At 47.6% G+C, this 22,087-nt stretch carries 27 protein-coding genes; 18 read left to right on the forward strand and 9 right to left on the reverse strand.

The genetic code is table 11. The features are described from left to right. Together IQ219_RS03570 and IQ219_RS03575 are read left to right on the forward strand one after the other, a co-directional pair. On the forward strand, positions 1-323 hold a 323-nt coding region (locus IQ219_RS03570; protein WP_194071736.1), incomplete at its 5' end, for a transposase. Positions 324-570: 247 nt separating this feature from the next. Continuing rightward, positions 571-1,245 carry a hypothetical protein gene (locus IQ219_RS03575; protein WP_194071737.1) on the forward strand — a complete coding sequence of 225 codons (675 nt, stop codon included), beginning with the start codon at positions 571-573 and terminating at the stop codon, positions 1,243-1,245. A gap of 447 nt (positions 1,246-1,692) precedes the next feature. On the opposite strand, the gene IQ219_RS03580 is transcribed toward IQ219_RS03575, so the two are convergent. The 4 genes from IQ219_RS03580 to IQ219_RS03595 all read right to left on the reverse strand — a co-directional run bounded on the left by IQ219_RS03580 (position 1,693) and on the right by IQ219_RS03595 (position 5,256). Next, positions 1,693-3,891, reverse strand: a complete 2,199-nt coding sequence (locus IQ219_RS03580; RefSeq protein WP_194071738.1) for a PhoX family phosphatase — start codon at positions 3,889-3,891, stop codon at positions 1,693-1,695. Between the two features lie 297 nt (positions 3,892-4,188). Next, positions 4,189-4,743, reverse strand: a complete 555-nt coding sequence (locus IQ219_RS03585; RefSeq protein ID WP_194071739.1) for a recombinase family protein — start codon at positions 4,741-4,743, stop codon at positions 4,189-4,191. Next, positions 4,743-4,997, reverse strand: a complete 255-nt coding sequence (locus IQ219_RS03590; protein WP_194018177.1) for a hypothetical protein — start codon at positions 4,995-4,997, stop codon at positions 4,743-4,745. Before IQ219_RS03590 ends, IQ219_RS03585 begins: the two co-directional genes overlap by 1 nt. Continuing rightward, on the reverse strand, positions 4,957-5,256 hold the full coding sequence (locus IQ219_RS03595) for a BrnT family toxin (RefSeq protein ID WP_194018175.1): 300 nt from the start codon (positions 5,254-5,256) through the stop codon (positions 4,957-4,959). The genes IQ219_RS03590 and IQ219_RS03595 overlap by 41 nt, the downstream gene beginning before the upstream one ends. A 277-nt stretch (positions 5,257-5,533) precedes the next feature. Between IQ219_RS03595 and IQ219_RS20485 the strand changes: the two genes are divergently transcribed. From IQ219_RS20485 to IQ219_RS03605, 3 genes are all read left to right on the forward strand, one after another. After that, a complete protein-coding gene (locus IQ219_RS20485) occupies positions 5,534-5,896 on the forward strand; it encodes a hypothetical protein (RefSeq protein WP_368667560.1) in 363 nt (120 codons plus the stop codon). A 62-nt stretch (positions 5,897-5,958) separates the two neighbouring features. Beyond that, the gene (locus IQ219_RS03600) at positions 5,959-7,194 is read left to right on the forward strand and encodes a formylglycine-generating enzyme family protein (RefSeq protein ID WP_194071740.1); all 1,236 of its coding nucleotides are present in this window, start codon (positions 5,959-5,961) and stop codon (positions 7,192-7,194) included. Positions 7,195-7,415: 221 nt separating this feature from the next. Then, entirely contained in the window at positions 7,416-9,041 is a 1,626-nt protein-coding gene (locus IQ219_RS03605) for an AAA family ATPase (RefSeq protein ID WP_228016691.1), read from the forward strand. Positions 9,042-9,046: 5 nt separating this feature from the next. On the opposite strand, the gene IQ219_RS03610 is transcribed toward IQ219_RS03605, so the two are convergent. Both IQ219_RS03610 and IQ219_RS03615 read right to left on the reverse strand, forming a co-directional pair. Further along, positions 9,047-9,244 (reverse strand): type II toxin-antitoxin system HicA family toxin, encoded by a 198-nt coding sequence (locus IQ219_RS03610; protein WP_194071741.1) that lies wholly within the window; start codon positions 9,242-9,244, stop codon positions 9,047-9,049. Between the two features lie 6 nt (positions 9,245-9,250). After that, positions 9,251-9,496 (reverse strand): DUF1902 domain-containing protein, encoded by a 246-nt coding sequence (locus IQ219_RS03615; protein ID WP_194071742.1) that lies wholly within the window; start codon positions 9,494-9,496, stop codon positions 9,251-9,253. Between the two features lie 40 nt (positions 9,497-9,536). Between IQ219_RS03615 and IQ219_RS03620 the strand changes: the two genes are divergently transcribed. The 12 genes from IQ219_RS03620 to IQ219_RS03675 all read left to right on the forward strand — a co-directional run bounded on the left by IQ219_RS03620 (position 9,537) and on the right by IQ219_RS03675 (position 19,465). Then, positions 9,537-11,153, forward strand: a complete 1,617-nt coding sequence (locus IQ219_RS03620) for a pentapeptide repeat-containing protein (RefSeq protein ID WP_194071743.1) — start codon at positions 9,537-9,539, stop codon at positions 11,151-11,153. 101 nt (positions 11,154-11,254) lie between these two features. Next, on the forward strand, positions 11,255-11,629 hold the full coding sequence (locus tag IQ219_RS03625; protein ID WP_194018288.1) for a DUF1257 domain-containing protein: 375 nt from the start codon (positions 11,255-11,257) through the stop codon (positions 11,627-11,629). Positions 11,630-11,643: 14 nt separating this feature from the next. Next, positions 11,644-12,555: a pentapeptide repeat-containing protein gene (locus tag IQ219_RS03630; RefSeq protein WP_194071744.1), complete on the forward strand. Its 912-nt coding sequence runs from the start codon at positions 11,644-11,646 to the stop codon at positions 12,553-12,555. A gap of 29 nt (positions 12,556-12,584) precedes the next feature. Next, positions 12,585-12,842: a nucleotidyltransferase family protein gene (locus tag IQ219_RS03635; RefSeq protein ID WP_228016692.1), complete on the forward strand. Its 258-nt coding sequence runs from the start codon at positions 12,585-12,587 to the stop codon at positions 12,840-12,842. Further along, positions 12,832-13,179: a DUF86 domain-containing protein gene (locus IQ219_RS03640; RefSeq protein WP_194071746.1), complete on the forward strand. Its 348-nt coding sequence runs from the start codon at positions 12,832-12,834 to the stop codon at positions 13,177-13,179. Before IQ219_RS03635 ends, IQ219_RS03640 begins: the two co-directional genes overlap by 11 nt. A 20-nt stretch (positions 13,180-13,199) precedes the next feature. Next, a complete protein-coding gene (locus IQ219_RS03645) occupies positions 13,200-13,415 on the forward strand; it encodes a DUF2997 domain-containing protein (protein WP_194071747.1) in 216 nt (71 codons plus the stop codon). Between the two features lie 12 nt (positions 13,416-13,427). Then, positions 13,428-13,979 carry a nucleotide exchange factor GrpE gene (locus IQ219_RS03650; RefSeq protein WP_194071748.1) on the forward strand — a complete coding sequence of 184 codons (552 nt, stop codon included), beginning with the start codon at positions 13,428-13,430 and terminating at the stop codon, positions 13,977-13,979. 9 nt (positions 13,980-13,988) lie between these two features. Then, on the forward strand, positions 13,989-15,569 hold the full coding sequence (locus IQ219_RS03655) for an Hsp70 family protein (RefSeq protein WP_194071749.1): 1,581 nt from the start codon (positions 13,989-13,991) through the stop codon (positions 15,567-15,569). 144 nt (positions 15,570-15,713) lie between these two features. After that, positions 15,714-15,935, forward strand: coding sequence for an AbrB/MazE/SpoVT family DNA-binding domain-containing protein (locus IQ219_RS03660; protein WP_011153799.1), 222 nt, complete (start codon positions 15,714-15,716; stop codon positions 15,933-15,935). After that, complete coding sequence (locus IQ219_RS03665; RefSeq protein WP_194071750.1) at positions 15,932-16,360, forward strand: putative toxin-antitoxin system toxin component, PIN family; 429 nt, start codon at positions 15,932-15,934, stop codon at positions 16,358-16,360. Before IQ219_RS03660 ends, IQ219_RS03665 begins: the two co-directional genes overlap by 4 nt. Before the next feature lie 1,261 nt (positions 16,361-17,621). Then, complete coding sequence (locus IQ219_RS19975) at positions 17,622-19,016, forward strand: cbb3-type cytochrome c oxidase subunit I (protein WP_255512800.1); 1,395 nt, start codon at positions 17,622-17,624, stop codon at positions 19,014-19,016. Between the two features lie 74 nt (positions 19,017-19,090). Next, positions 19,091-19,465 (forward strand): group 1 truncated hemoglobin, encoded by a 375-nt coding sequence (locus tag IQ219_RS03675; RefSeq protein WP_194071751.1) that lies wholly within the window; start codon positions 19,091-19,093, stop codon positions 19,463-19,465. 76 nt (positions 19,466-19,541) lie between these two features. Here IQ219_RS03675 and IQ219_RS03680 read toward each other — a convergent pair whose 3' ends face one another. From IQ219_RS03680 to IQ219_RS03690, 3 genes are all read right to left on the reverse strand, one after another. After that, positions 19,542-19,733, reverse strand: coding sequence for a hypothetical protein (locus IQ219_RS03680; RefSeq protein WP_194071752.1), 192 nt, complete (start codon positions 19,731-19,733; stop codon positions 19,542-19,544). A gap of 452 nt (positions 19,734-20,185) precedes the next feature. After that, positions 20,186-20,518: a cupin domain-containing protein gene (locus tag IQ219_RS03685; RefSeq protein ID WP_194071753.1), complete on the reverse strand. Its 333-nt coding sequence runs from the start codon at positions 20,516-20,518 to the stop codon at positions 20,186-20,188. 44 nt (positions 20,519-20,562) lie between these two features. After that, on the reverse strand, positions 20,563-21,345 hold the full coding sequence (locus IQ219_RS03690; RefSeq protein WP_194071754.1) for a cyclopropane-fatty-acyl-phospholipid synthase family protein: 783 nt from the start codon (positions 21,343-21,345) through the stop codon (positions 20,563-20,565). A gap of 143 nt (positions 21,346-21,488) precedes the next feature. On the opposite strand from IQ219_RS03690, the gene IQ219_RS03695 reads away from it, so the two are divergent. Further along, the gene (locus IQ219_RS03695; RefSeq protein ID WP_228016693.1) at positions 21,489-21,986 is read left to right on the forward strand and encodes a Crp/Fnr family transcriptional regulator; all 498 of its coding nucleotides are present in this window, start codon (positions 21,489-21,491) and stop codon (positions 21,984-21,986) included. Positions 21,987-22,087 lie beyond the last annotated feature (101 nt).

A 22,087-nucleotide genomic window follows, 5' to 3' on the forward strand; every position in this document is an offset into this window, starting at 1 on the left:
CGGAGTTTGCCCAGAAATGGGACCAGCGTTACCCTGCCATCAGTCAGCTCTGGTTCCATACCTGGGAGTTCATTATCCCGTTTTTTGATTATCCACCGGATATCAGGAGGGTAATTTATACCACTAATGCTATTGAGTCTCTCAATCGTTCTTTTCGTAAGGTCATTAAAACCAAGGGAGTTTTCCCTTCCCAAGACTCTCTACTCAAACTCTTATACCTGGCTTTGCAACGTATTTGCCGCAAATGGACTATGCCCATCCAGCATTGGAAGGCGGCTCTTGCTTGTTTTGCTATTGAACACCCTAATTCTTTTCTTTTCTAATTTCCCCTTTACACAAATTCCTTGACACTCCCAAATGTTGCGACATTCAACCATCTTTGCTGTTCCTGCTTTGAAGACCCTATGGAAGATTTACAAGAAGAATCTATGAGTTTCCCGTTGCTAACTGTAGGTAGCAGTGGGTACGAGTCCAGTTTAAGTAGCTTGATTAATAGTGTTGCTGCTGCCCAACAGCCTCGACTAATTGTCCAGCCCACTTCACTGTTAGAAGTCCAAGAAGCCATTAGATATGCCTCAGAGTGCATCCTGCTCTTTTATCCTCGGCTACACCCCCGATACCCAAAAGCCTGTTGTGATGTTCTATGCAGTAGTGCCGGTGGAAGAAAGTTCGGCGATCGCCAGTCTTAGTCAGCTACCTAGTAGTTGGAGAGCTGAAGTAGAAGGGTTGGAAGCGTTACCTCCCTTTGCATTACCTTTCCAAGATGGTAGCCATCCGATAGCTCCAGTTACGTTAGCCCCTCGACAACATCGTCTCCGAACCTGGGTCTACTCGCTTTCACTACCTTCTGGTCATGGTCATAGCTTAGTCCAGATACTAAAGCAGGCGATCGCCGAAGCTCCCAGTGGTATGTGTCAAGTAGATTTCCAACATGTCGGTGGTGTTGTTAACGATATACCCACATTGTCAACAGCTTACACGGGACGAAACGCGGAGTGGTCCATTGTTATCACCACAGCATGGAATCCTAGTGATTTGTTAATCGCAAAACAATGCAGGGCATGGGCTGATAACCTATTGGAACTCTTGCTACCCCTAGCGAACCATTACTACATTGTCCAAAGGCATCCGGACACTCAAGTTTATGAGCAAGAACTGTGTTTAGCTTATGGACCCTTGCTACAACCGTTAAAGTTTTGGAAACAACAGTGGGACCCTCAGGGACTGCTGCCAAAACTGACTTAGGGCCTTAGCAAGGCTTTATTATCATTCATGCCACCGGAGCTGAAGACAATGATGAATGATGTTTAGTGAGCAATCAGTGCGGCTCCGAGGTGAAGAATGATCCTTATACCGAAACATCACATATACTTTGCTTCACTGTTCTTTCCCATCGTCGTTCACTGTTGCTGAAGTACAGTGTGGTGACAAATTTTCTTGGTATTCCTAGTGTTCACATTGTTCAACTTGTTCAAACAGGAACCCCTATCTGGGGTCACCCCATTATTAAACTCCGCAAGAAAGTGGCAGGCGGAAGCTGGCAAGACTACACCGAAGACCTGCAAACCCACAAATTTCATACCGTACGGCACCGGATGAAGCCGATATGCCCAATTCTGACGGGCCACTATCTCCGGCATCATGAAGGGCTCACTCCACACCATGACCCTTTACCCATCAAATAATCATGATCTAAGACGAATGAAACGGTTGGCGAGTCCGCCGCTGAATGGTCACTACTGCCGGACGGGATGGCATATCTCCACCGTTCGGCCAATGGGACTGTAACGGGACAGTACGAGTTTGCAGAAACGGTTCGCCATTCGTGGTAGTTAAAGGCATCGTGACTATCTCTGTTTGCCGCAGGCCATTGAGTTCCCCTGGATGTTGAACCGCCAAAAAGAGGGTTTTTTGATCCTGACTGAAGACCGGCCCTGTCAACTCGCTATCCATCGGGCCAATGGCAAAGGGAAATACCTGGCCGGCATTGGGACCGTGTAAAGGCAAATACCAGAGGGAATTATTACCAAACACTCCCACGGAATCCAAGCTCGTCGTATCGGCTTTCCGCTCAAACCCACGATTGTGTTTACTGGTGGACATATCGGTGACCATCCAAAGATCGCCCTGACCATCGATCGCCAAATTATCGGGATTGGCAAAGCCTAAGCCACCCTGGCCGGGCTCACCACCGGCGGCAATCATTGCCCAACCAAAAGTTAGTGCATCACATCGATCGCCGGTTTCTTGTAGACGCATTATCCAACCAGAGTCGTAGGGAACTTCCCCCTGTGGCCCCTGAAAAATATGGCGATCGCAACCGCCATCCCCCTGACTGGGCCAACCGGAAGTAAATGCGATTAATACAGACCCGTCGGGCAAAATTTCTGTATCTTCCGGGCGAGCAGTGGGGGTAACGCCGGCGGCATTGGCGGCTAAATGAGCATCCACCAAAATTGCCCCTTGTTGATGGTCTGACTCAATGGGATACAGATCGGTTAAGGTGGCGAATTGAGTCTGATACTCTGCAACGGCATGATCCGTATCTATGGCGATCGCCCCGGACTGATTCCGGTCTGGATGGGGCAAATAGACAATTCCGGTAGTGGAACTATCAACAGCAATATCGCTAGGACGAACAGGATTTACGACGGTATCAGGGGTTAAGGCAATCCATTCTCCGGTACCATCGGCGTGGAATTTGGCCCCATAGAGCGTTCCGGCAGTAAATAAACGGGAATTGCTTTTATCAGTGGGGGATTTGACAGTCTCCGCTGACACAAATTTGTAGAGATGCCCACCATTGCGATCACAACCCGAATACACCGCCAATGGTTGATTCGCCGTTGCCCTTACTGCCACCGCTTCATGGCGAAACCGTCCAAGGGCAGTATGTTTGGTGCCGTAATCGTTGGCATTGGCTGGGTCGATTTCTACCATCCAGCCATATTTATTGCCCGCCAAGCCAAACACATTGCCTTGGCCACTCAACCCGCTAGCGCTTATTTTAAGGGGACATTGGGCCGGATCAACGGCGGAGCCATCGGCATAAACTGCTTCTGGAACCTGGCTTTGGAAATTTTCCTCTGCGCTTAACACTGTCCCCCACGGGGTTGTTCCCCCAGCACAGTTGCCAAACGTGCCAATGATTTTTTCGCCCAGTCCGTCGTCATAGCCTTGTTTGGTCGGGTTGGTAAATATGGCGATCGCCGGCCCGGTTGCTGTTAAATAATGGGAATCGGTTAAACCAGACAGTCCGGTAATGCGTCGATCCATCGCATTTGGCGATCGTTGCCAGTCTCCCTGACCATTGCGCTCTAAGCGAATTACGCCCATACCTTGATCTACCAAAGCCGCTTTACAGAGTGCTTCTATGTCAATTTTCACCGGATTATCTGCCGCCAGGGCAAACGCATTGATTTTCCCTCCTTGCGCCTCCGCGGCGGTTAGCACCGTTTCGATCGGTAGAGATTTGCCGATCGCCGTTCCATAGCCCTGTCGCCAGGGAATAAAGCTAATATATTCAAAATTGATTAACAAATAAGCCGTATTTTCGTCAGTTTCCACCAGCCCTAAATAATCATTATTAAACCCAAACCAGTGATCTCCCACCGGATCGCCCCATTGCCCCAGGACGGTGTAAACAAAGTCCGACGGTAACACCAACTCGTCCTGAACCGCAAAGGTCGCAAAGGCAGTTTTTTGTTGAGTGGGGGTTAATCCATCTGTTGCCAGGGGAATAGGATAGTCAATCGGTTGAAAACTCAAATCCCCGTGGCGATCGCCGATTTTGGGAATAGCGGCTGTTAAAGGATACTGCCGGGGGTTGAACAGGGCCGCTCCCGCTCCTAAGCCCATCACTGCAAGAAAATTTCGACGTGACCAGACCATAATGCAGGTAGGGTGAATTAGGTTGACATTCTTTTTTTAGAGTGAAGTAGATCCCAAAAGCTGGGCCAGGAAAGCAGTCTAAAATCTTGGACTCTCACAACCTTTTTTACCAGATTTTTAGCTAAAGAGGGGATCAGGACAAAGAAGTTAAACTAGACAATCCCCTCACAGAAGCGACTCGTCTTCAGACTCGGACAAGAAACTTTAGCCTCATCCGTCTCTTCAATAACCTGACCATAGTACAGAAAGCATTTTCGGTTAGATAATATTTTTGAAGCCAACATTTTAATGTGCTAATTATACGACTTTCGTACCATCCAGATAACGATATATGCTAGCTTTCGAGAGCTTGTAATCCTTCATAAGGATTTTGATCAAAGTCCCCTGTTGTCGTTTTTGCTTTAATTCCAGCACCTGTTGCTCGGTTAACTGTTTTTCTCGACCAAAGTGAACTCCTCTCTCTTTCGCTCGCAATATACCCTCTAACTGTCGTTCCGCCCGAATTTCCGTCTCGAACTGAGAAATAGCTCCCAACATATTGAACAGTAAGCGTCCCGTGGCAGTGCTGGTATCAATATTTTGGTCAAGTACTTGGAGGTTGACTCCTTTCCGTTCTAACTCTGATGCAATCTGGCATAGATGTAGGGTAGACCGAGCTAAACGGTCCAGCCGTGTAATCACTAACACGTCCCCTTCTCGGACATACTCCAAACAGGCCTGTAACTGTGGGCGATCGCCATCAAGGCCACTCTGCTTTTCCTGAAAGAGCTTGTCGCAGTGGGAGAGTTGTCGAAGTTGCACATCAAGATTCTGGTCGCGGGAACTAACCCGTGCATAACCGACGATCGCCATTAACTTTGCTTCCCGGGAGCTTGTTGATCATATTGCTTAGCATAGGCATCCACCAGATTCCGAATCATTGCCTGATAGGATGCGTTGTGACGATTAGCTTCCTGCTTAAAAAACTCAATACTTTCCTTGGTAAACTCCATCGTCACTCTGACAGTCTTTTTTCTTGGCACAAGGGCTTCAGGAGGAGGTAAAAAATCATTGACAATTGTTACTTCACCTATGGGTTCCGCCGGATCTGGAATTGTGCTGCTCATAAAATTTTCTCCATTTGCGCCATTCAGCCGCGCCAAAAATGCGAATGATACCTTGACGATAGGTAAAGCGTACGGTTAAAACTCGTCCATGAACCTTGCCAATGCAAAACCACCGTTCCTCCAACTCGCTATGTTTAGCATCATGGACAATTAGACGATGTGGATCAAAAAAAGCATACTGGGCAGTTTGAAAATCTACCCCATGTTTAAGTTGATTGGTGGCTTCTCGTTCCTCATCCCAGTCAAAAGTCGTTTCCATATCATAACAGCATATAAATTATCTGCATAGAACTAATACTCTCATAATTTGTCCCGAATAGCCTAAGGGTATAGGGGAAAGAGCTATTGAGACATGAAAAGAGATATGCTTGGAAAACTGTTTCGCAAAGTGTACTTTTTGAATCCCTACTTTTCAAGTACGCTCTAAGAACTACGACAAAAATTACTAGGGGTTTAATAGTGATCATCTGGCAGTAAATTGAATTATACTAAAGTCAAAGCCTAGTATAATCACATAGTCAAAGGTAAAAAATACCATGTGCATCACAGTTAACGTTCCAATATTCAGTCCTCGATGGGGACGCGACACTATCTGCTCAATAAAGATTGATCGTGACTTCATGGAAATAACTATGCAAGTTAGAACAGCAAGAGCTATATGGAGAAATGATAGTCTTGATCCTGAATGGAGCGAACAAACAATTCAGGACATAATGGAAGAGGATCAGATCTACCCGCCCGCTATCATTAAAGATCTCTTTAGGTATGCCTGGAAGGAGTGGCGCAACGGAGAAATATCTGATGAAGCCTTAGTAACAGAGCTGCAAGCTCTCGGCACATGGATCAGCACCATAACTCGTGCAAGACCTAATACAAAGTTTTGGAGTACTTACTTCTAATACGTTACTCGATTCTAAAAAGTCCAACTAAAATTAAGCCAAAGCCAACTTTCTCTCCTGTCATGACCAACCAACACCCCCGACCCGATGATGCCGTCCTCGGCGGTCAAAACCAAGCTCCCATTGATGCGGCGGTGTTAGGGGGCATAGAAGGGATAAGACAGAAATTGGCATCAGACAATGAGAATGCCAAGAAGGAAGGGGTATTGCAGGCGTTGAACTATGGCGAGAAGGGGATCGAGGCGTTATTCGGGGTATTGGATCAGGAAAAAAGTGTTCAAATTCAATGGTTAGCCTACCAGCAATTAGAAAAGACGGTAGAAGAAAATGAAAAATTAGACAACCGTTCCTGGTGGGGGAAGTTATGGGGGCAAGAAGCTGAGAAAGAAGATTCAGACGGGTTGGGTGATCAAATTAGGGCAAGTATAAAAAGCAAGCTAAAGACTTACTTTCCGTGGTACGAGTATAAAAGCGTGACGGTAAACCGGCGGGGAGAGATTATTCAACGGACACCAGGGTGGGCAAGATATTACCGAGAAGACTTAGGGAATGGGGTTTATTTGGATATGGTATATATTGCCGGGGGAAGTTTCCTGATGGGAGCGCCTTCCAGTGAGAAAAAATCAGATTGGTCAAAAGGGAAAGAAGAGCCACAACATCTGGTAACAGTGCCAGATTTTTGGATGGGGAAATACCAAGTGACCCAAGCCCAATGGCAAGCAGTAATGGGTAGTAATCCTCCGAGGTTTAAAGGTGCTAACCGACCGGTGGAGTGTGTCAGTTGGGATATGTGCCAGGAATTTTGCCGCAAGCTATCGGAACAAACAGGTAAGCAGTATCGGTTACCTAGTGAAGCAGAGTGGGAATATGCCTGTCGAGCAGGAACAAAAACGCCCTTTGGCTACGGAGAAACCATAACAACCAAACTGGCTAACTATAATGGCAGTTATACCTATGCTGAGGAAGGAAAAGGGCAGTATCGAAAGCAAACAGTAGAAGTAGGGAGTTTTCCTCCAAATCCCTGGGGATTGTATGATATGCACGGTAATGTCTGGGAATGGTGTGAAGATGCCTGGCATGAGAATTATCAGGGAGCACCAACAGATGGAAGTGCTTGGGTTGATAATCATTCTCAAACAATTCGACGTGTACTCCGGGGCGGCTCTTGGAGCGTCAACCCTGGGAACTGTCGTGCCGCCAACCGTAATAACGAGCTCGCCCGCGGCGGCGACGACTACAACGGCTACTGCTACAGCGGTCTGCGGTTAGGTCTGGTGTCGAGCAGGACTCCTCCCTAGCAGAATCTATCAGTGGGAACGGGTAGATTGCCTAACTGTTGAGTCCAATCTGTTCCTGAGAACGCGTCAACGAGTTCCGAAAAGCAACTAGGGCTAGGGGGTTTAGTAAACCTTTAGGTTGAACAATCCTCTAGTCACTCCAACACAGAGATAGGGATCTTCTCTGCCAATATCCGACTACCATTAAAGCAAGATAATTTGACCTAAAGATCACTGTAGTAATGTCCCCCCAACCCCATGATGCTGTCCTAGGTAATGCCCACCATCCCCATCACCAACTGTTGCAGGATTTAGACCTGATGGTGCGGGCTCGGTTTCCCCTGCTCTACTTGGTCACAGCGGAGGAAGACCCAAGCGATGAGGTGTTGCGTCAACTGGCCCAGCTAGGTAATCCCCCCCGCAAATTATTGTTTTGGGACATTGTGCGGGGCTGGCAGGACAACGGCAGTGATAAGGGGTCAGTGATGGCGGCCCTAGGGCGGGTCGGCAAAGGGGATGCCAATGAAGCGGTGTTATTTGTCCTGCGGGATCTCCATCCCATTTTCAAGACACCGGAGAGCGATAAGCATGCCCCCATTATTCGAGAGATCAAGAATTTAACCAAAGAACTCAAACGTAGCCGTAAAACTCTGCTTTTCACCAGTTATACCCTGGCAGTACCAGCGGAATTGCAGGAAGAAATGACCGTGGTGGACTTTCCCCTGCCCAATGTGCCGGAAATTGACTACTTGGTGAAGAATTTAGTCACTGCGGACAAGCTTAATTTACAAGGTCTGGGCAAGGAACAGTTGGTGAAAGCCTGTCAGGGGTTAAGTAGGGCCCGTATCAGTCGTATTTTGGCCTCTGCCTTAGCAGCCAAGCAACAGGTCAACGAAACGGACATTGAACGGGTACTGGATGCCAAAAAACAAGCAGTAAGGCAAACGGGCATTTTAGAGTTTTACCCCAGCCAGGAAAGCCTTAAAAACGTGGGAGGCTTGGATAACCTCAAGCAATGGGTGCGCATGCGCCAGGAAGCCTTCACCGAAGAAGCTCGTAAATATGGCATTCCCAACCCTAAAGGGGTATTGCTGGTGGGTATTCAGGGCACAGGAAAGTCGTTATCAGCAAAGACCATTGCCCATGAGTGGCGCTTACCTTTACTGCGACTGGATGCGGGGCGCTTGTTCGGTGGCATTGTCGGGGAGAGTGAAAGCCGAGTGCGGCAAATGATCCAACTGGCGGAAGCGATGGCCCCCTGTGTGTTGTGGATGGATGAAATTGATAAAGCCTTTGGAGGCATGACCAGCGGTGCCGATGGAGATTCGGGTACATCCCGGCGGGTATTTGGTTCCCTGATTACCTGGATGCAGGAAAAAACCAGCCCTGTTTTTATCGTTGCTACGGCCAACAATGTCCAGGTGCTACCGGCGGAGTTGTTACGTAAGGGTCGCTTTGATGAGATCTTTTTCTTGAACTTGCCCAACGCCAAGGAACGGGCCGAAATCTTCAAAGTCCATCTTCAACGGCTCCGTCCTGCTAAAGTGCGGGAGTTTGACCTCCATCAACTGGCTAGCCAGTCTCCCCAATTTAGTGGCGCAGAAATCGAACAGGTCATCATCGACGCCATGCAACGGGCCTTTGCCAGTAACGGCAGTCAGCAACGCCGGGACTTCACCACGGAGGATATTTTGCAGTCCATCCGGGAAACGGTTCCCCTAGCCGCCATAGCTAAACCCCAGATCGAAGCTCTCAAGCACTGGGCAGCGGAAGCAGGGGCCAGGACAGCGTCTTTGGATAGTGATTTGGTGGACGAGTTACGGCGCTACAGCACCGATGCAGGATTGGGGCCGCTGGAGGTGGATTGAATAATCTAGAACAATTTTTTCAAGCCAGCTTGCTTGAGAACAGCATTAGCCGTGTGTCTCGATTTAATGGAGCCATCAACCACAAATCGACGTTCAGTTATCGGGCTGTACCAAATTTCATGATCTCCCTTGCCCGCTCTCTCAAACACACAGTCGGCGGCAAGTAACAGCTTCTTTAGCTCAGGGGTGAAGGATTTTGCCATAAATGCCTAAGCTACTGGGATGTATTCTTCCCGCCGAGTTATAAGTTCAAAAGCTATGTTTTCTCTAATATGCGGTGCAATAATTTGATTCGCCTCCAACAATTCCGGAATTATCTGCCGTAGTTTGATCGTCAATTCTTCTAGGGTCGGGGATTCTGTAACCAGGCCAACAACATCCTCACTTTCAGCGACCCAGACTTCGGCCTCCTGATCCCAAAATGCTTCAATCGTATATTTATGAGGGTTGGGCATAGAATTTGTTTCCGTAACAAACTTAGCTGCGTTCAAATTGATGACCCTAGTTTATCCTATAGGAATAGCGTTGGGAGCACAGGCAATGGCGATCGCCTCGGGACAACCCGAACCGGATGATGCAGTACTAGGGGGACAATTTGATGCCCCTCTGGATGCGGCGGTCTTGGGAGGTATTGAAGGAGTTAAGCAACGATTTGAGTTGGGAAATATTGAGGAGAAAGTAGCAGCATTGGATCAAGCATTGCAATATGGGGAAAAGGGGCTTGATTTTTTAGAAATGCTTGCAGAGTCGGGTTTGGACATCGAGGTTAAGAGCTATGCCCAACGGCTGAGGGTACTAGAAATACTGAAGGAGCCAGGTGGGAAAAGTCTAAAGGGAATGGATTTAAGTGATGCAAATCTAAGTGATGCCGACTTGAGCGGGGCTAACCTGAGTGATACCAACTTAAGTAGGGCAAATCTAAGTGATGCCGACTTGAGCGGGGCTAACCTGAGTGATACCAACTTAAGTAGGGCTAACCTGAATGGAGCCGATTTAAGTGGATCTAACCTGAATGGAGCCGATTTAAGTGGATCTAACCTGAATGGGGCAGATTTAGGTGGAGCTAACCTAAATGGAACCGATCTATGGTTAGCTAACTTAACTAATGCTTTTCTAAGTGGAGTTGATCTAAATAAGGCTAATGTTAGATACGTACTATTAAGTCAAGCAGACTTAAGTGGAGCTAGTCTGAGTAATGCAGACTTAAATAGTTTTCAAATAAGCGAAGCTAATCTAAGTGAGGCTAATCTAAATGGAAGCAACCTCACTGGGGCTAACCTCTATGGGGCAGACCTGAGTAAGGCTAACCTAGGCAATTCAAGTCTAAGTAAAGCCGATTTAAGTAACTCCAACCTAAGTAGGACTAATCTAAGTAATGCTAACCTAAGTAGGACTAATCTAAGTAACGCCAACCTGATTGGAGCTAATCTAAGTAATTCAAGTCTAGGTATGTCCAATCTAAGTAATGCCAACCTAAGTAGGACTAATCTAAGTAACGCCAACCTGATTGGAACTAACCTGATTGGGGCTAATCTGAGTAAGGCCAACCTCAGGGGAGCAAGCCTCAGGGGAAAAAACCTAAGCGGGGCAAACCTGAGCAGGGCTAACCTTAGTGAGACAGACTTGAGGGAGACAAACTTAAGTGAGGCTAACCTAAGCGGGGCAGATCTGAGCAGGGCTAACCTTAGTGGGACAGACTTGAGGGAGACAAACCTAAGTGAGGCTAACCTAAGTGAAGCAGACCTATGTGGGGCTGACCTGGGAGGGAAAAACCTAAATAAAACAAACCTAAGCGGGGCAGATCTGAGCAGGGCTAACCTTAGTGGAACAGACTTGAGGGAGACAAACTTAAGTGAGGCTAACCTAAGTGAAGCAGACCTATATGGGGCTGACCTGAGAGGGAGAAACCTAAATAAAACAAACCTAAGAGGAGCAGACCTCAGTGAGGCTAACCTCAGTAGGACAAACTTGAGTGAGGCTAATCTAAGTGAAGCTAATCTAAGTAACTCGAACCTAAGGGGGGCAGACCTAAGTGAATCTGATCTAAGTAATGCTAACCTAAAGGGAGCAAACCTTAGTGGGACAGACCTGAGCCGGGCTAAGCTGGAATAAATAACCATAAAGAAATATGTTATCTAAAATGTCTTTAAAATTGGCGATTACCTGATAGCAGCGGCAAAATAGTATAGATTTATAATCTATTTTTTCTTCCTATGTCCCACTTCACCACCATCAAAGTCCAAATTAAAGACGGTTCCGTCCTTGCGGAGAGTCTGGGGGAACTGGGTTATGAGGTACTGCAAAATGTCGAAGTGCGGGGCTATGAGGGCAATAAAACCACCGCTGAATATGTGATCCGCCAGTCCAATGGCTATGATCTAGGCTTTCGACGGAGTGGCGACAACTATGAGCTGGTGGCGGACTTCTGGGGGGCAAGGATTGACGAAACAGCCTTTGTTAATGCAGTTAATCAAAAGTATGCCCACAAGATGTTGATGCAGTCGGTGGTGGAGCAGGGCTTTGATGTGGAAGAAGAAGAGACGTTAGAGGATGGCACCGTGCGGGTGGTGGTGGGGCGCTGGGTATAAAAGAGGGAATATCAATGACAGATTTTCAGCAGCAACCCAGGCCAGATGATGCCGTATTAGGCGGAACGCAGACCGGAGCACAGAGCAAAATTAGCCGAGAAAAAGCGATTAAGCTACTTCAGTCTGGAGAAACAGGTAAGAAGGCTTGGAATCAGTTTATTACGAGAGAATATATTTACCCAATACTGGATGGCATAGATTTACAAGGACAAAAAATGTCCGATCTAGAATTTACGAAAGTTAGTCTCCGCAATGTAAACGTAGCCGAATCTCTAATTACAAAATGTGATTTTTCGAGTGCAAACCTTAGGGGTGCTTGCTTCAAAAACTGTAAGCTTGATAGGGTAGATTTCCAAAAAGCAAATTTGGAAGGCGCTGATTTTAGTGGCTCCGTCATCAGGTATTGCAATTTTTCTAACGCTGACTTGAGGGGATGTAAGTTTTGCAATGTCACCATGGAAAAAAGCAATTTTAGCTCGGCTAATATGACTTCCATTATCATGAAAAACACCTCTATATTTTTTGCAACACCATCCTATGAAACCATGAGTTATTTACAAGGTTTGATCTTATGCAAGAAGGTCAATGAGGAGAAGAACTACAACGATTTTAAATTGACACCAGAAGAACAAAAACAAGTCGTTAAAAATAACTCAAGTTTTTGCAGTGCCATATTACTTAATGCAGACCTTAGTTCAGACAAAGACAATCAAACAGTACTAATCTGTTGTAACTTTGATAAAGCCAACCTAACCAATGCAAACTTCAATGGCTCTAACTTAAGATATGCCTGTCTACAAGGAGCGATAGTTGATAACACTAATTTCCTTGCTACTAATCTGGAGGGAGCCGACTTGAGCGAAACTGATTTCTACTTGGCTAATGTAGATGCAAGCACCAACACTAACAAGGCGATTGGATTATGAAGCTTACTAGTGTTGTCGAATTTTTGCGGATGAATCGAAGTCAAATAACTAACTATGGTGTGGCATCTCTAGCCATTTTTGGTTCCGTTGCTAGGGATGAAGCCGGTGATCACAGTGACCTTGATTTACTGGTTAACTTTGTTGGGAAGGTAACATTTGATCGCTATATGGAATTGAAGTTCTTTTTAGAAGATAACCTAGGAGTTAAGGTCGATTTGGTGACGGAAAATAGCCTTCGGGAACCTTATAAAAGTGCAATTTTAAATGAGGCGATCTATGTCCCGTAGTCCCCAACTATATCTTGAAGATATTTTGCACAGTAGCAAGAAAATTTTGCGTTACCTGGAGAATACAAACTACGATGCTTTTTTTCAAGATGAGATGAAATTTGATGCAGTGATGAGAAATCTACAGATAATCGGCGAAGCAGTCAAAAAAATCCCCCCTGAAATCCAAGAGCGTTACCCATTGGTGGAATGGCGGAAAATTGCTGGACTAAGGGATATTATTGTTCATGCATACTTTGGATTGGAAGATGAGATAATTTGGGATGTAATTACCAACAAAGTACCTTCACTTAAAATTCAGGTTGAAGCCATTTTGCAACAAACATTTCCTATCTAAATTGCCGGAGAAACTGACCTATGGCTGAATATCAACAAGTAGAATATCGCATTGGCAAAGATGGCAAAGTCACAGAGCGGGTGATTAATGCCACAGGCGATAGTTGTACCCTAACCACTTCTGGAGTCGAGAAAGCGTTGGGGGATGTGGAAGACCGGGAACTCTTGCCGGAGTATTATGACGGGGATGAGAACTTGGTTAATACAACTAATCAGAGTCTTGGACAAAATTTATAAGGAGCAGTACCCATGGGTCTGGAAAATATTTTCTTTGCAGTGGTGCTGTGGGTAGTTATCACCGTCCTACTCTTCTTTTGGGCTACCCCCTTTTATACGCAGACTGAGTCCGAATCAACCAGCATTCCCGCAACTCCATCAGTTCCCACCACTGATCCAGTGGAATTGGAGCAACTGCGGCAAGAAATTGCCCGACTACAGGAACAGTTAGCGGCGGGTAAAGCCCAGGCAGAAGGGGACTTGAAGGCAGATACCTTTGAGACGTTACAAACCCTGTTAGTCAATTATCCCAGTGCCCGTAGGATGGCGGACTCCAACCCCAATATGCCGGCCCGGAATCTATCGGCGTTATTCGTTCCCCTAGAGAACTTACTGGAAAATTGGGGCTATGAACCCATTGGGCAAGTGTGGGAGCAAGTCACCTATGACCCCCAAATTCACCAAGCCGATGAGGAAGATATTACTGAAGGAGAAAACGTCTATGTACGCTTTATCGGTTACCGTGATGGGGATGCCATCCTTGCCCCAGCAAAAGTGAGCCGTACTTTACCCCCTGGTGCATAATTTCTTGCCATGACCACCGTTGCCATTGACTTTGGAACCAGCAATACCGTCATTAGTCGTCTAGACCCCCAGACCAAAGCCCCCATCAGTATTCGGATCGACTCCATTGCCCGGGTTTTCAGACAGAAGTTAAAGGACGGCAACATTGTTGATATTCCAGTTATTCCCAGCTTGGTCTATATCCATAAGCAAGAACACTGGAGTTTAGGACAGCCAGTGCGAGCCAAAAGGTTGGGGTTACAAGCTAGCCAAAAAGATCGATTATTTAAGTCTTTTAAGCGGCAGTTAGTGGCAGATTTCCAGTCACCCCCCCGGTTGATCGATGACATTGCCTATACCCCAGAAATGGTCTGTGAGGGCTTTTTACAACAGCTCTGGGACCAGTTAAGACAACAAAATATCCATCCCACCCAAGCAATTTTTACCGTGCCGGTGGAGGCCTTTGAACGCTATCTGGACTGGTTTCGAGATTTAGCCCCCAAGTTGGGGTTGGAAAGCTTACAAATCATTGATGAATCGACGGCGGCAGCCTTGGGCTACACCATTCAGCGACCCGGCTCCCTGGTGTTAGTGATTGATTTTGGTGGTGGCACCCTCGACATTAGCTTGGTGCGAACCACCCCATCAGATGGACGCAATACCTCCCTAAAAGCTGAAGTTATTGCCAAATCGGGGGCTTATTTGGGGGGAGAAGACATTGACCAGTGGATTATGGAACATTGCCTCCGTTCGCAGGGGATAGCGCTGGATGGGGTCAATAACACAACGAAGCAGGCACTTTTGGACATTGCTGAGAAAGTAAAGACCCGTCTTTCCAGCCAAGAAACAGCCAAAGAAAGCTGGTTGGACGATGAAACCTTCACTAGTTATGAAATTAGCCTCAGCCGTGACCAATTAGAAGAAGTTTTAGAACAGCAACAATTCCAAGAACAGCTACGGGGTTGTTTGGATGAAGTATTAACCTTTGCCCTGGCCCGGGGCATTGACAAAGCTCAACTGGAACGGGTCTTGCTGACTGGGGGAACCAGTATGCTCCCGGCGGTGCGACAGTTGGTGCTGTCCTATTTTGGTAAAGCCAAGGTAGCCTACCACAAACCCTTTGAAGCGGTGTGCCATGGGGCATTATGTCTGGGTCAGGTAACTGCCATTGAAGACTATCTACGCCACAGTTATGTGATTCGTCTCTGGCAACCCAGCACAAAATCCTACACCTATCACCCCCTATTTGAAGCAGGGACTAAATACCCTTGCCAATGTCCTGAACCACTGACGTTACAAACAGCCAATGCCAATCAGACCGCCATCCGCCTCAACGTCGGTGAACTAGCAAAATTGAGCCAATCGGAAGTTATTTATGACGAACAGGGACGCTTGGTTAATTCCGAACTCCATAGCCAGCAATCCTTCCGTTCCCTAGAAGCCCGCCATGACTTAGTAACGTTCACCCTCAATCCCCCTGGACAAATGAGCGGCGACAGACTTTCGATTCTCTTTGAAGTCAATGAAAAACGGGAATTATTGGCCACAGTGCAAGACCTATTAACGGACAAAACTTTGGCACACAAAACCCCCATTTCCAAGTTGGAGTGAGGGTTATCGGTAGGTGTTTTAGGTGAATTGGGACTACACAGTCGAAGAATCCCTAAATCCCCTGCAGTTCTGTAAACCAGGTGCCCAAGTTATACTAAGTAAGGAATCCTTGTTTTCTTTTTTTCGCCTTGGAGTTGCAATGTCATGCTGGCTAAGTTGACATCTAAGAATCAGCTCACTTTGCCTAAGTCCGTTACCCAACAGATTGGCTCGGCAGAGTACTTTGAAGTCACAGTGCAGGGTGGACAAATTATTCTTACCCCTGTCCGAATCCAACGAGCTGATGCTGTCAGAGCTAAGTTAGCGGCTCTGAACATAACAGAAGAAGATATTACCAATGCTGTGGACTGGGCACGTCAGTCATGAAGGCTGCTCCACGGGTTGTTATCGACACTAATCTGTTGGTGTCAGCCTTAATCTTTGGTGGTGTGACGGGTAAACTACGTGGAATATGGCAGTCTGGGGGCTGTATCCCTTTGGTGTCGAAGGTAACAGTTACAGAGTTAATGCGGGTGCTTGCTTACCCCAAATTTAGGCTAAGTCCAACAGAAAGAGAGGATTTATTAGCTGATTACCTACCGTTTTGCGAAACAGTTGAGATACCTAACCCTTTACCGGTAACTCCCCCATGCCGAGATCCCTTTGATGTACCTTTTTTGGTGCTGGCGTTGGTAGGACAGGCTGATTATCTAATTACAGGCGACAAAGACTTGTTGGAGTTAGAAGTAGAAGAGTCTTTCCCGTGTTCGATTGTCGTGTTAAATCTGTTCTTGTTGGAGCTAGATGTGTAACGGAATTGTTACCCTGGCTACTCAATAAACGTTGCTGGCTTTACTATGACCCCTTTCAAACTGCCGCCAGTAAAGCTCGGAGCTCTTTTTTGTGGTTTTTATGTATTTGCTTGCTTCGTTGCCAAGAAGTATGGCTTGTTTCCTTTTGAGCCATGAGCTAGCTCATAGAGGAGCTGAGAACGGTCTGTTAGACTTGCACCGAATAGTCAGATCAAGTTACTCAAGCCATGTCTAACCCTGCATGGGTAGAGCTATCCCCAATAAATCTCTATGTCTGAAGTGGGTCGACAGAAACGTTTTAAAAATACTCTTTAACTATGGCTAATCCATCCCTTGAAGTTGCAGGGCTGTCTCGCGCTCGATCTAGAAGCTTTAATTTACCGGTATGGCTGATACTCATTTGCGTTATCACCTTCAGCGTTTTATTGGGGGCCGGGGCTGCCATATCGAAATATGCTCCCCCCCATCCCGGCATAGTCCAGTCGCCCCAACAGGAAATAATTTTCACCGCTGCCGATGTGGAAAATGGTCAGGTTACCTACCTAGGCAGGGGCGGCCAGCACGTGGGCAGTGTTTGGGGCCACGGGAGTTATCTAGCTCCCGACTGGACAGCGGATGTTTTGCACCGTTGGGGACTAGCCACAGCAGGGGTACTCTACGCCAATGATCCCAGTTTTTCCCAAGCTAACCTTGAAGCTCTCAGTGCCTCAGATCGGGCATTGCTAGAAGTTCAGGTTCAGGAACAGTTTAAGCCCAACCGCTATGATGCGGAGACCGATACTTTGGTCCTTACTTCTGCCCAAACGGAAGGTCTCAAGCAAGTGTTTGCCGACTACCAAGAGCTATTAGCCCATGGTTCCCGCATTCACTCCATCCCCAATGGCTGGTTTAAAAGCGAGCAGGATATCCATGATGTCACCACTTTCTTTACCTGGACGGCCTGGGCGGCGGCAGCGAATCGCCCCAATGCCCCATTTTCCTACACAGCTAACTGGCCCCACGATGACTTGATTGGTAATCAACCACCGGGGCAATTCTTGGTGTGGTCCATTGTGTCAGTGATAGTGCTGATTTTTGCGATCGCCGCTTTCCTGGTCATCTACCTCACTCAAGAATCCTGGTCATCTACCTCACTCAAGAAGATGCGGAAGAAGTTCAGGTTGTCCCCGATCGCCCCGCCATTCGTATTGCTACCCCTAGCCAAAAAGCCACCAGCCTGTTTTTTGGGGTGGCCATGGCCTTGTTTGGGGTACAGATTGCCATGGGAATGGTCACGGCCCACTATGCAGTGGAAGGGGATGGCTTCTACGGCCTACCCCTCCAGCAATACCTTCCCTATGCGGCATCCCGTACCTGGCACCTACAACTGGCAGTGTTTTGGATTGCCACCTGTTGGCTAGCGGCGGGTCTATATTTTGCCCCCCGCTTTGGCAAGCAGGAACCTAAGGGTCAGGTGTGGGGCAACGGTGGCTTGCTCATTGCTTTAACGGTGGTGGTGGTGGGTTCCCTGATTGGCTCCTGGGCCAGTGTGCAGGGCTTTCTCACCGGCGACAACAGTTTTATGTTTGGTCATCAAGGCTATGAATATGTGGAACTGGGTCGTCTTTGGCAATTGTTGCTGATCGGTGGCATGGTCTTTTGGCTGTGGTTAATGTTTCGTGCCCTACGCCCTGCCCTCAAAGCCGAAGGCAATAAAACTGGGCTGAACCACTTCTTTTTCTACAGTGCCATTACCATTCCCCTGTTTTACGCTGCGGGGCTGATGTATAACAATCACACCTCCCTGAGCATGGCGGAATACTGGCGCTGGTGGGTGGTGCATCTCTGGGTAGAAGGCTTTTTTGAAGTGTTTGCCACGGTGACCATTGCCTACCTCTGTAGCGAACTGGGATTTTTGAAAAAGTCTTCAGCATTGCGAGCTACTTACCTAACCACCATTTTGTACCTGGGCAGTGGTGTCATCGGCACGTTGCACCACCTCTACTTTGCCGGCACACCATCGTTTATTGCCGCCATGGGGGCCGTGGCTTCTGCCTTAGAGGTGGTTCCCCTTACCTTAATTGGCTTTGAGGTGGTCAAAACCCTGCGGATGTCCGAGCAAGCCGAGCGTTTCTACCGCTGGCCGTTACGGTTCTTTTTAGCTACCTGCTTTTGGAACCTAGTGGGTGCTGGGGTCTTTGGGTTTTTGATTAACCCGCCGATCGTCCTTTACTACTCCCAAGGCCTTAACACCACCCCCATCCATGCCCACAGTGCCCTGTTTGGAGTCTATGGCTGTTTGGCGATCGCCTTAATGCTGTTCTCCCTGCGGGAAATTGTGCCGGACCGGGCCTGGAATGAGAAGATTCTGCGGTTCTCCTTTTGGAGCCTCAATGGTGGTCTAGGGATGATGATGGTCTTGGGCTTGATTCCCAATGGCTTTTACCAACTCATGCAATCGATTAACCAGGGTACCTGGTATGCCCGCAGTGCGGAGGTGATTGGTTCATCCTGGATGCAGTGGACAGTTTGGTTACGTATCCCCGGCGATATTGTCTTTACCCTGGGGTCAATTGGCATAGTGGTGTTTACAGTACGAGCAGTGTACTCCGTTTTCCATCAGCCCACTCAACTGGGCCCATCTGAAGCTGTGAGTCCCGCTGTAGAGGGTCAATAACCTCTAATCCTTATCCCTGGCTTCTTCGAGAAACCGGGGGTCTCTCAATAGTTTTTTACTCTCAAGGAGAATCCATGACGACCTTATTCGAGCAACTAGGCGGTGCTGCGGCCGTAGATCTAGCCGTTGATAAATTTTATGAGCGGGTGCTTCAGGATGACCGTATCAAACACTTCTTTGCCAATGTGGATATGGTTAAGCAGAGGGCCCACCAAAAGGCTTTTTTAACCTATGCCTTTGGCGGCACAGATAAATATGATGGTCGCTATATGCGGGAAGCCCACCAAGAACTGGTGCAAAATCATGGTCTCAACCACGAACACTTCGATGCTGTAGCGGAAGACTTGATGATCACCCTGGAGGAAATGGGAGTCTCAGAGGAATTGAAAGCCCAGGTAGCCGCCATTGCTGCTGCCCCTCAACACAAAAGTGATGTATTGAACCAGTAAAACTGACTCCCAGGGTTCTCTATGAATCCTGGAAGCTTTGCTACACAACTAATTGAGGGCTATGAACCCGATGTTCTTAGACCAAAACAGTTAGGTCGCAAGCTCGGATGGTACGGCGAGATAAAATACGCAGTTCGTGGGAATGCGGTCGAGGGTCATCTATAAGCCATATAGGAGGCACCATGGTGGCTTCGTAGTAATCAATTTTTTGAGGTATGCCAGGCTCCTTTTTCAGTTCCACCACAGTGCCTGGCAGATATTCAAACATTTCATCCCAATCAATGGCAGATTAGGTTATCCATAGCAATAACTCAAGCGCAGGTTTTAACGCTGATTTATAAGGTTAGCCACTACTCCAGTGAGGAGAAGATAAGCCCTAACAGTAAAAATGACTGCGATCCACTACCACTTCGCCATGGTCAGGCACCCAAGTTACCCAAGTGTTGGCAGGCCCTTGGCAGAGAAGTTTGGCTTCATCGGCGGCATAGGCGGTAGGCGGATATTCGAGTTTGACCCAGGTGTCACGGGTGTAAGTGATATGACAAACCGGATTCCAAACAGGGGTCGTCTCGGTTTGGAGCTAGAGGTTTAGGCATAGTGGCATAGGACAAGTCCAAACTTTTTAATGGAAGCAGGATGACTTATTGCTGTATCTAGTTTTACAAAATGCTGACAAAATCACATCCTGTCCCAAGATAAGTTAACAAACCATGACTTTCTCTAGGGCTGCGACAGGGTTAGTAAGAAGGCTAAATCTGAGATCGCCTTCAGGGCATGGGGGGCGTTGGCCGGCATGACAATAAACACCCCTGGCTCTAGGGAAATATCCTTACCTTCTAGGGTCAAAATGCCAGTGCCTTCTATTCCTTGCACCACGGCATTGCGGGTGGAAGTATGCTCTGAAATTTCGGTGTCCGCCGCCAAACAAAAGAGGGTGTATTGGCAGGTTTTGTCCTGCAATAAAGCTTTGCTCAACACTCCTGCCTTAGGGTATTCGATGTGCTCCTGTAGACGGGTAAAAGTTGCTTGAAACGTAAGGATTGGGGTTTTCATAGTGGCTTTCAGGTAAAGATGGAAGGTGATTAGGTAACTTAGAGCTAGCTAGGTTTCTGGGCACGGAGAATGATGTAGCCTAGATCGTCGCCGTACTTGGTAAATACCTGCTGCATGGCTAAAATCCGTTGCCGCATAGGCGGATGCACCAGTAAATTCCAACCCAGACTCAGCAGGGTACCCAAGCCTTCTTCTTGGGCGATGGTCAGGGGGTTCAGTAAAGCCATGGGACCAGTGTGATGCTGTTGCACGGTCAGGTTAGCCTGTTCATAGGTTCCTTGCCAGTCCAATTCATTGAGCGGGGCTGTGTTAACCCGAATAGTGGTTGCCAGTTCTCGGTAAATGTCTTCAATGTGGGCACCTTGGGCTAGCATTTCATGGCTGAGGTACTGCCCACCAGGTTTAAGACGAGCTCCTACCCCCTGTAAAATTTTGGCTTTAGCGGGGGCTGACTGCATGGATAAAATGGCTTCTCCCAGAACATAGTCAAATTGCTCTGGGATGCGCTCCAGGTGAAAAAAGTCGCCTTCACGGATATTCACCTGAGCACTCAGGCCAGCAGCCTCTACGTTGGCCCGGGCGCGGGCCACACTCTCAGGATTTTTTTCGATGCCCACCACCTTGACACCATAACTCTGGGCTAGGGCAATGGCACTGTAGCCAAAACTGGCGGCTAGCTCTAGCACCGTCTCACCGGGTTGAAAATTGACCCAGGTAAACAAGATTTCTGTGGCTTTCCGCCCGCCGGGACGCAGGATCTTTTTACCGGCCGCTGCTAGCACTTGATGTCCAGAGGCAGTCTTGAGATTGAGTGGGGTGACCGTCATGACATTTACCAGGGAAGTATACTTTTATTCTCACAGAGAGGCTTAGTCCTGTTTATGAGGTAGCTCATGGAGAGAACACTGACCTGTTCCTGATGTCCCCTATGGTCTAATGGAGATTCACGAGCCTCCCTGACAATGTCACCATGCAGATCGATGTCCAGCAGCTTCAGTACATCAGCCTGTTTAAAGAATTAGAGCCACTACTGCTAGGTCAACTTGCCGAGCATAGTAGTCTGAAGACCTACGAGAGCGATGAAGTTGTATTTTATGAAGGCGATGCCCTGCCTGCTTGCCTCTATCTGTTAGTGACGGGTTCCTTGCGGCTCACCAAAATCTCTGAATCAGGTAAGGAAACTATCTTGAGGTTGCTGAGGGGCGATGAAGTATTTGCTGCCCCAGCTTTGTTCGGTAATGGTGTGGCCCCTGCTACTGCCACAGCCCTAGAGCCGATTAAAGTATTGACCATCCAGAGGGAAGCTCTATTGAATGGGTTTCGGGAAGCTCCAGAAATGGCACTGCACATGCTGGGCATCTTTAACCAACGGCTCCAGCATTTGCACAGCCGTGTGCACGGTTTAGTCTCAGAGAGAGCAATCGTGCGGTTAATCCACTACCTACCCCTCTTTCATCAAAATGGGTGAATTAGAATGGAGATAAAAGGCTGGAAAGCTTGGAGGGAGTATGACGAAGGTAAGAGAAGCGAAAAAGACAGTACAATGTGTAGACACGTATAGTAAACTGT

The organism is Synechocystis sp. LEGE 06083 (assembly GCF_015207725.1).
Lineage (GTDB): Bacteria > Cyanobacteriota > Cyanobacteriia > Cyanobacteriales > Microcystaceae > Synechocystis > Synechocystis salina.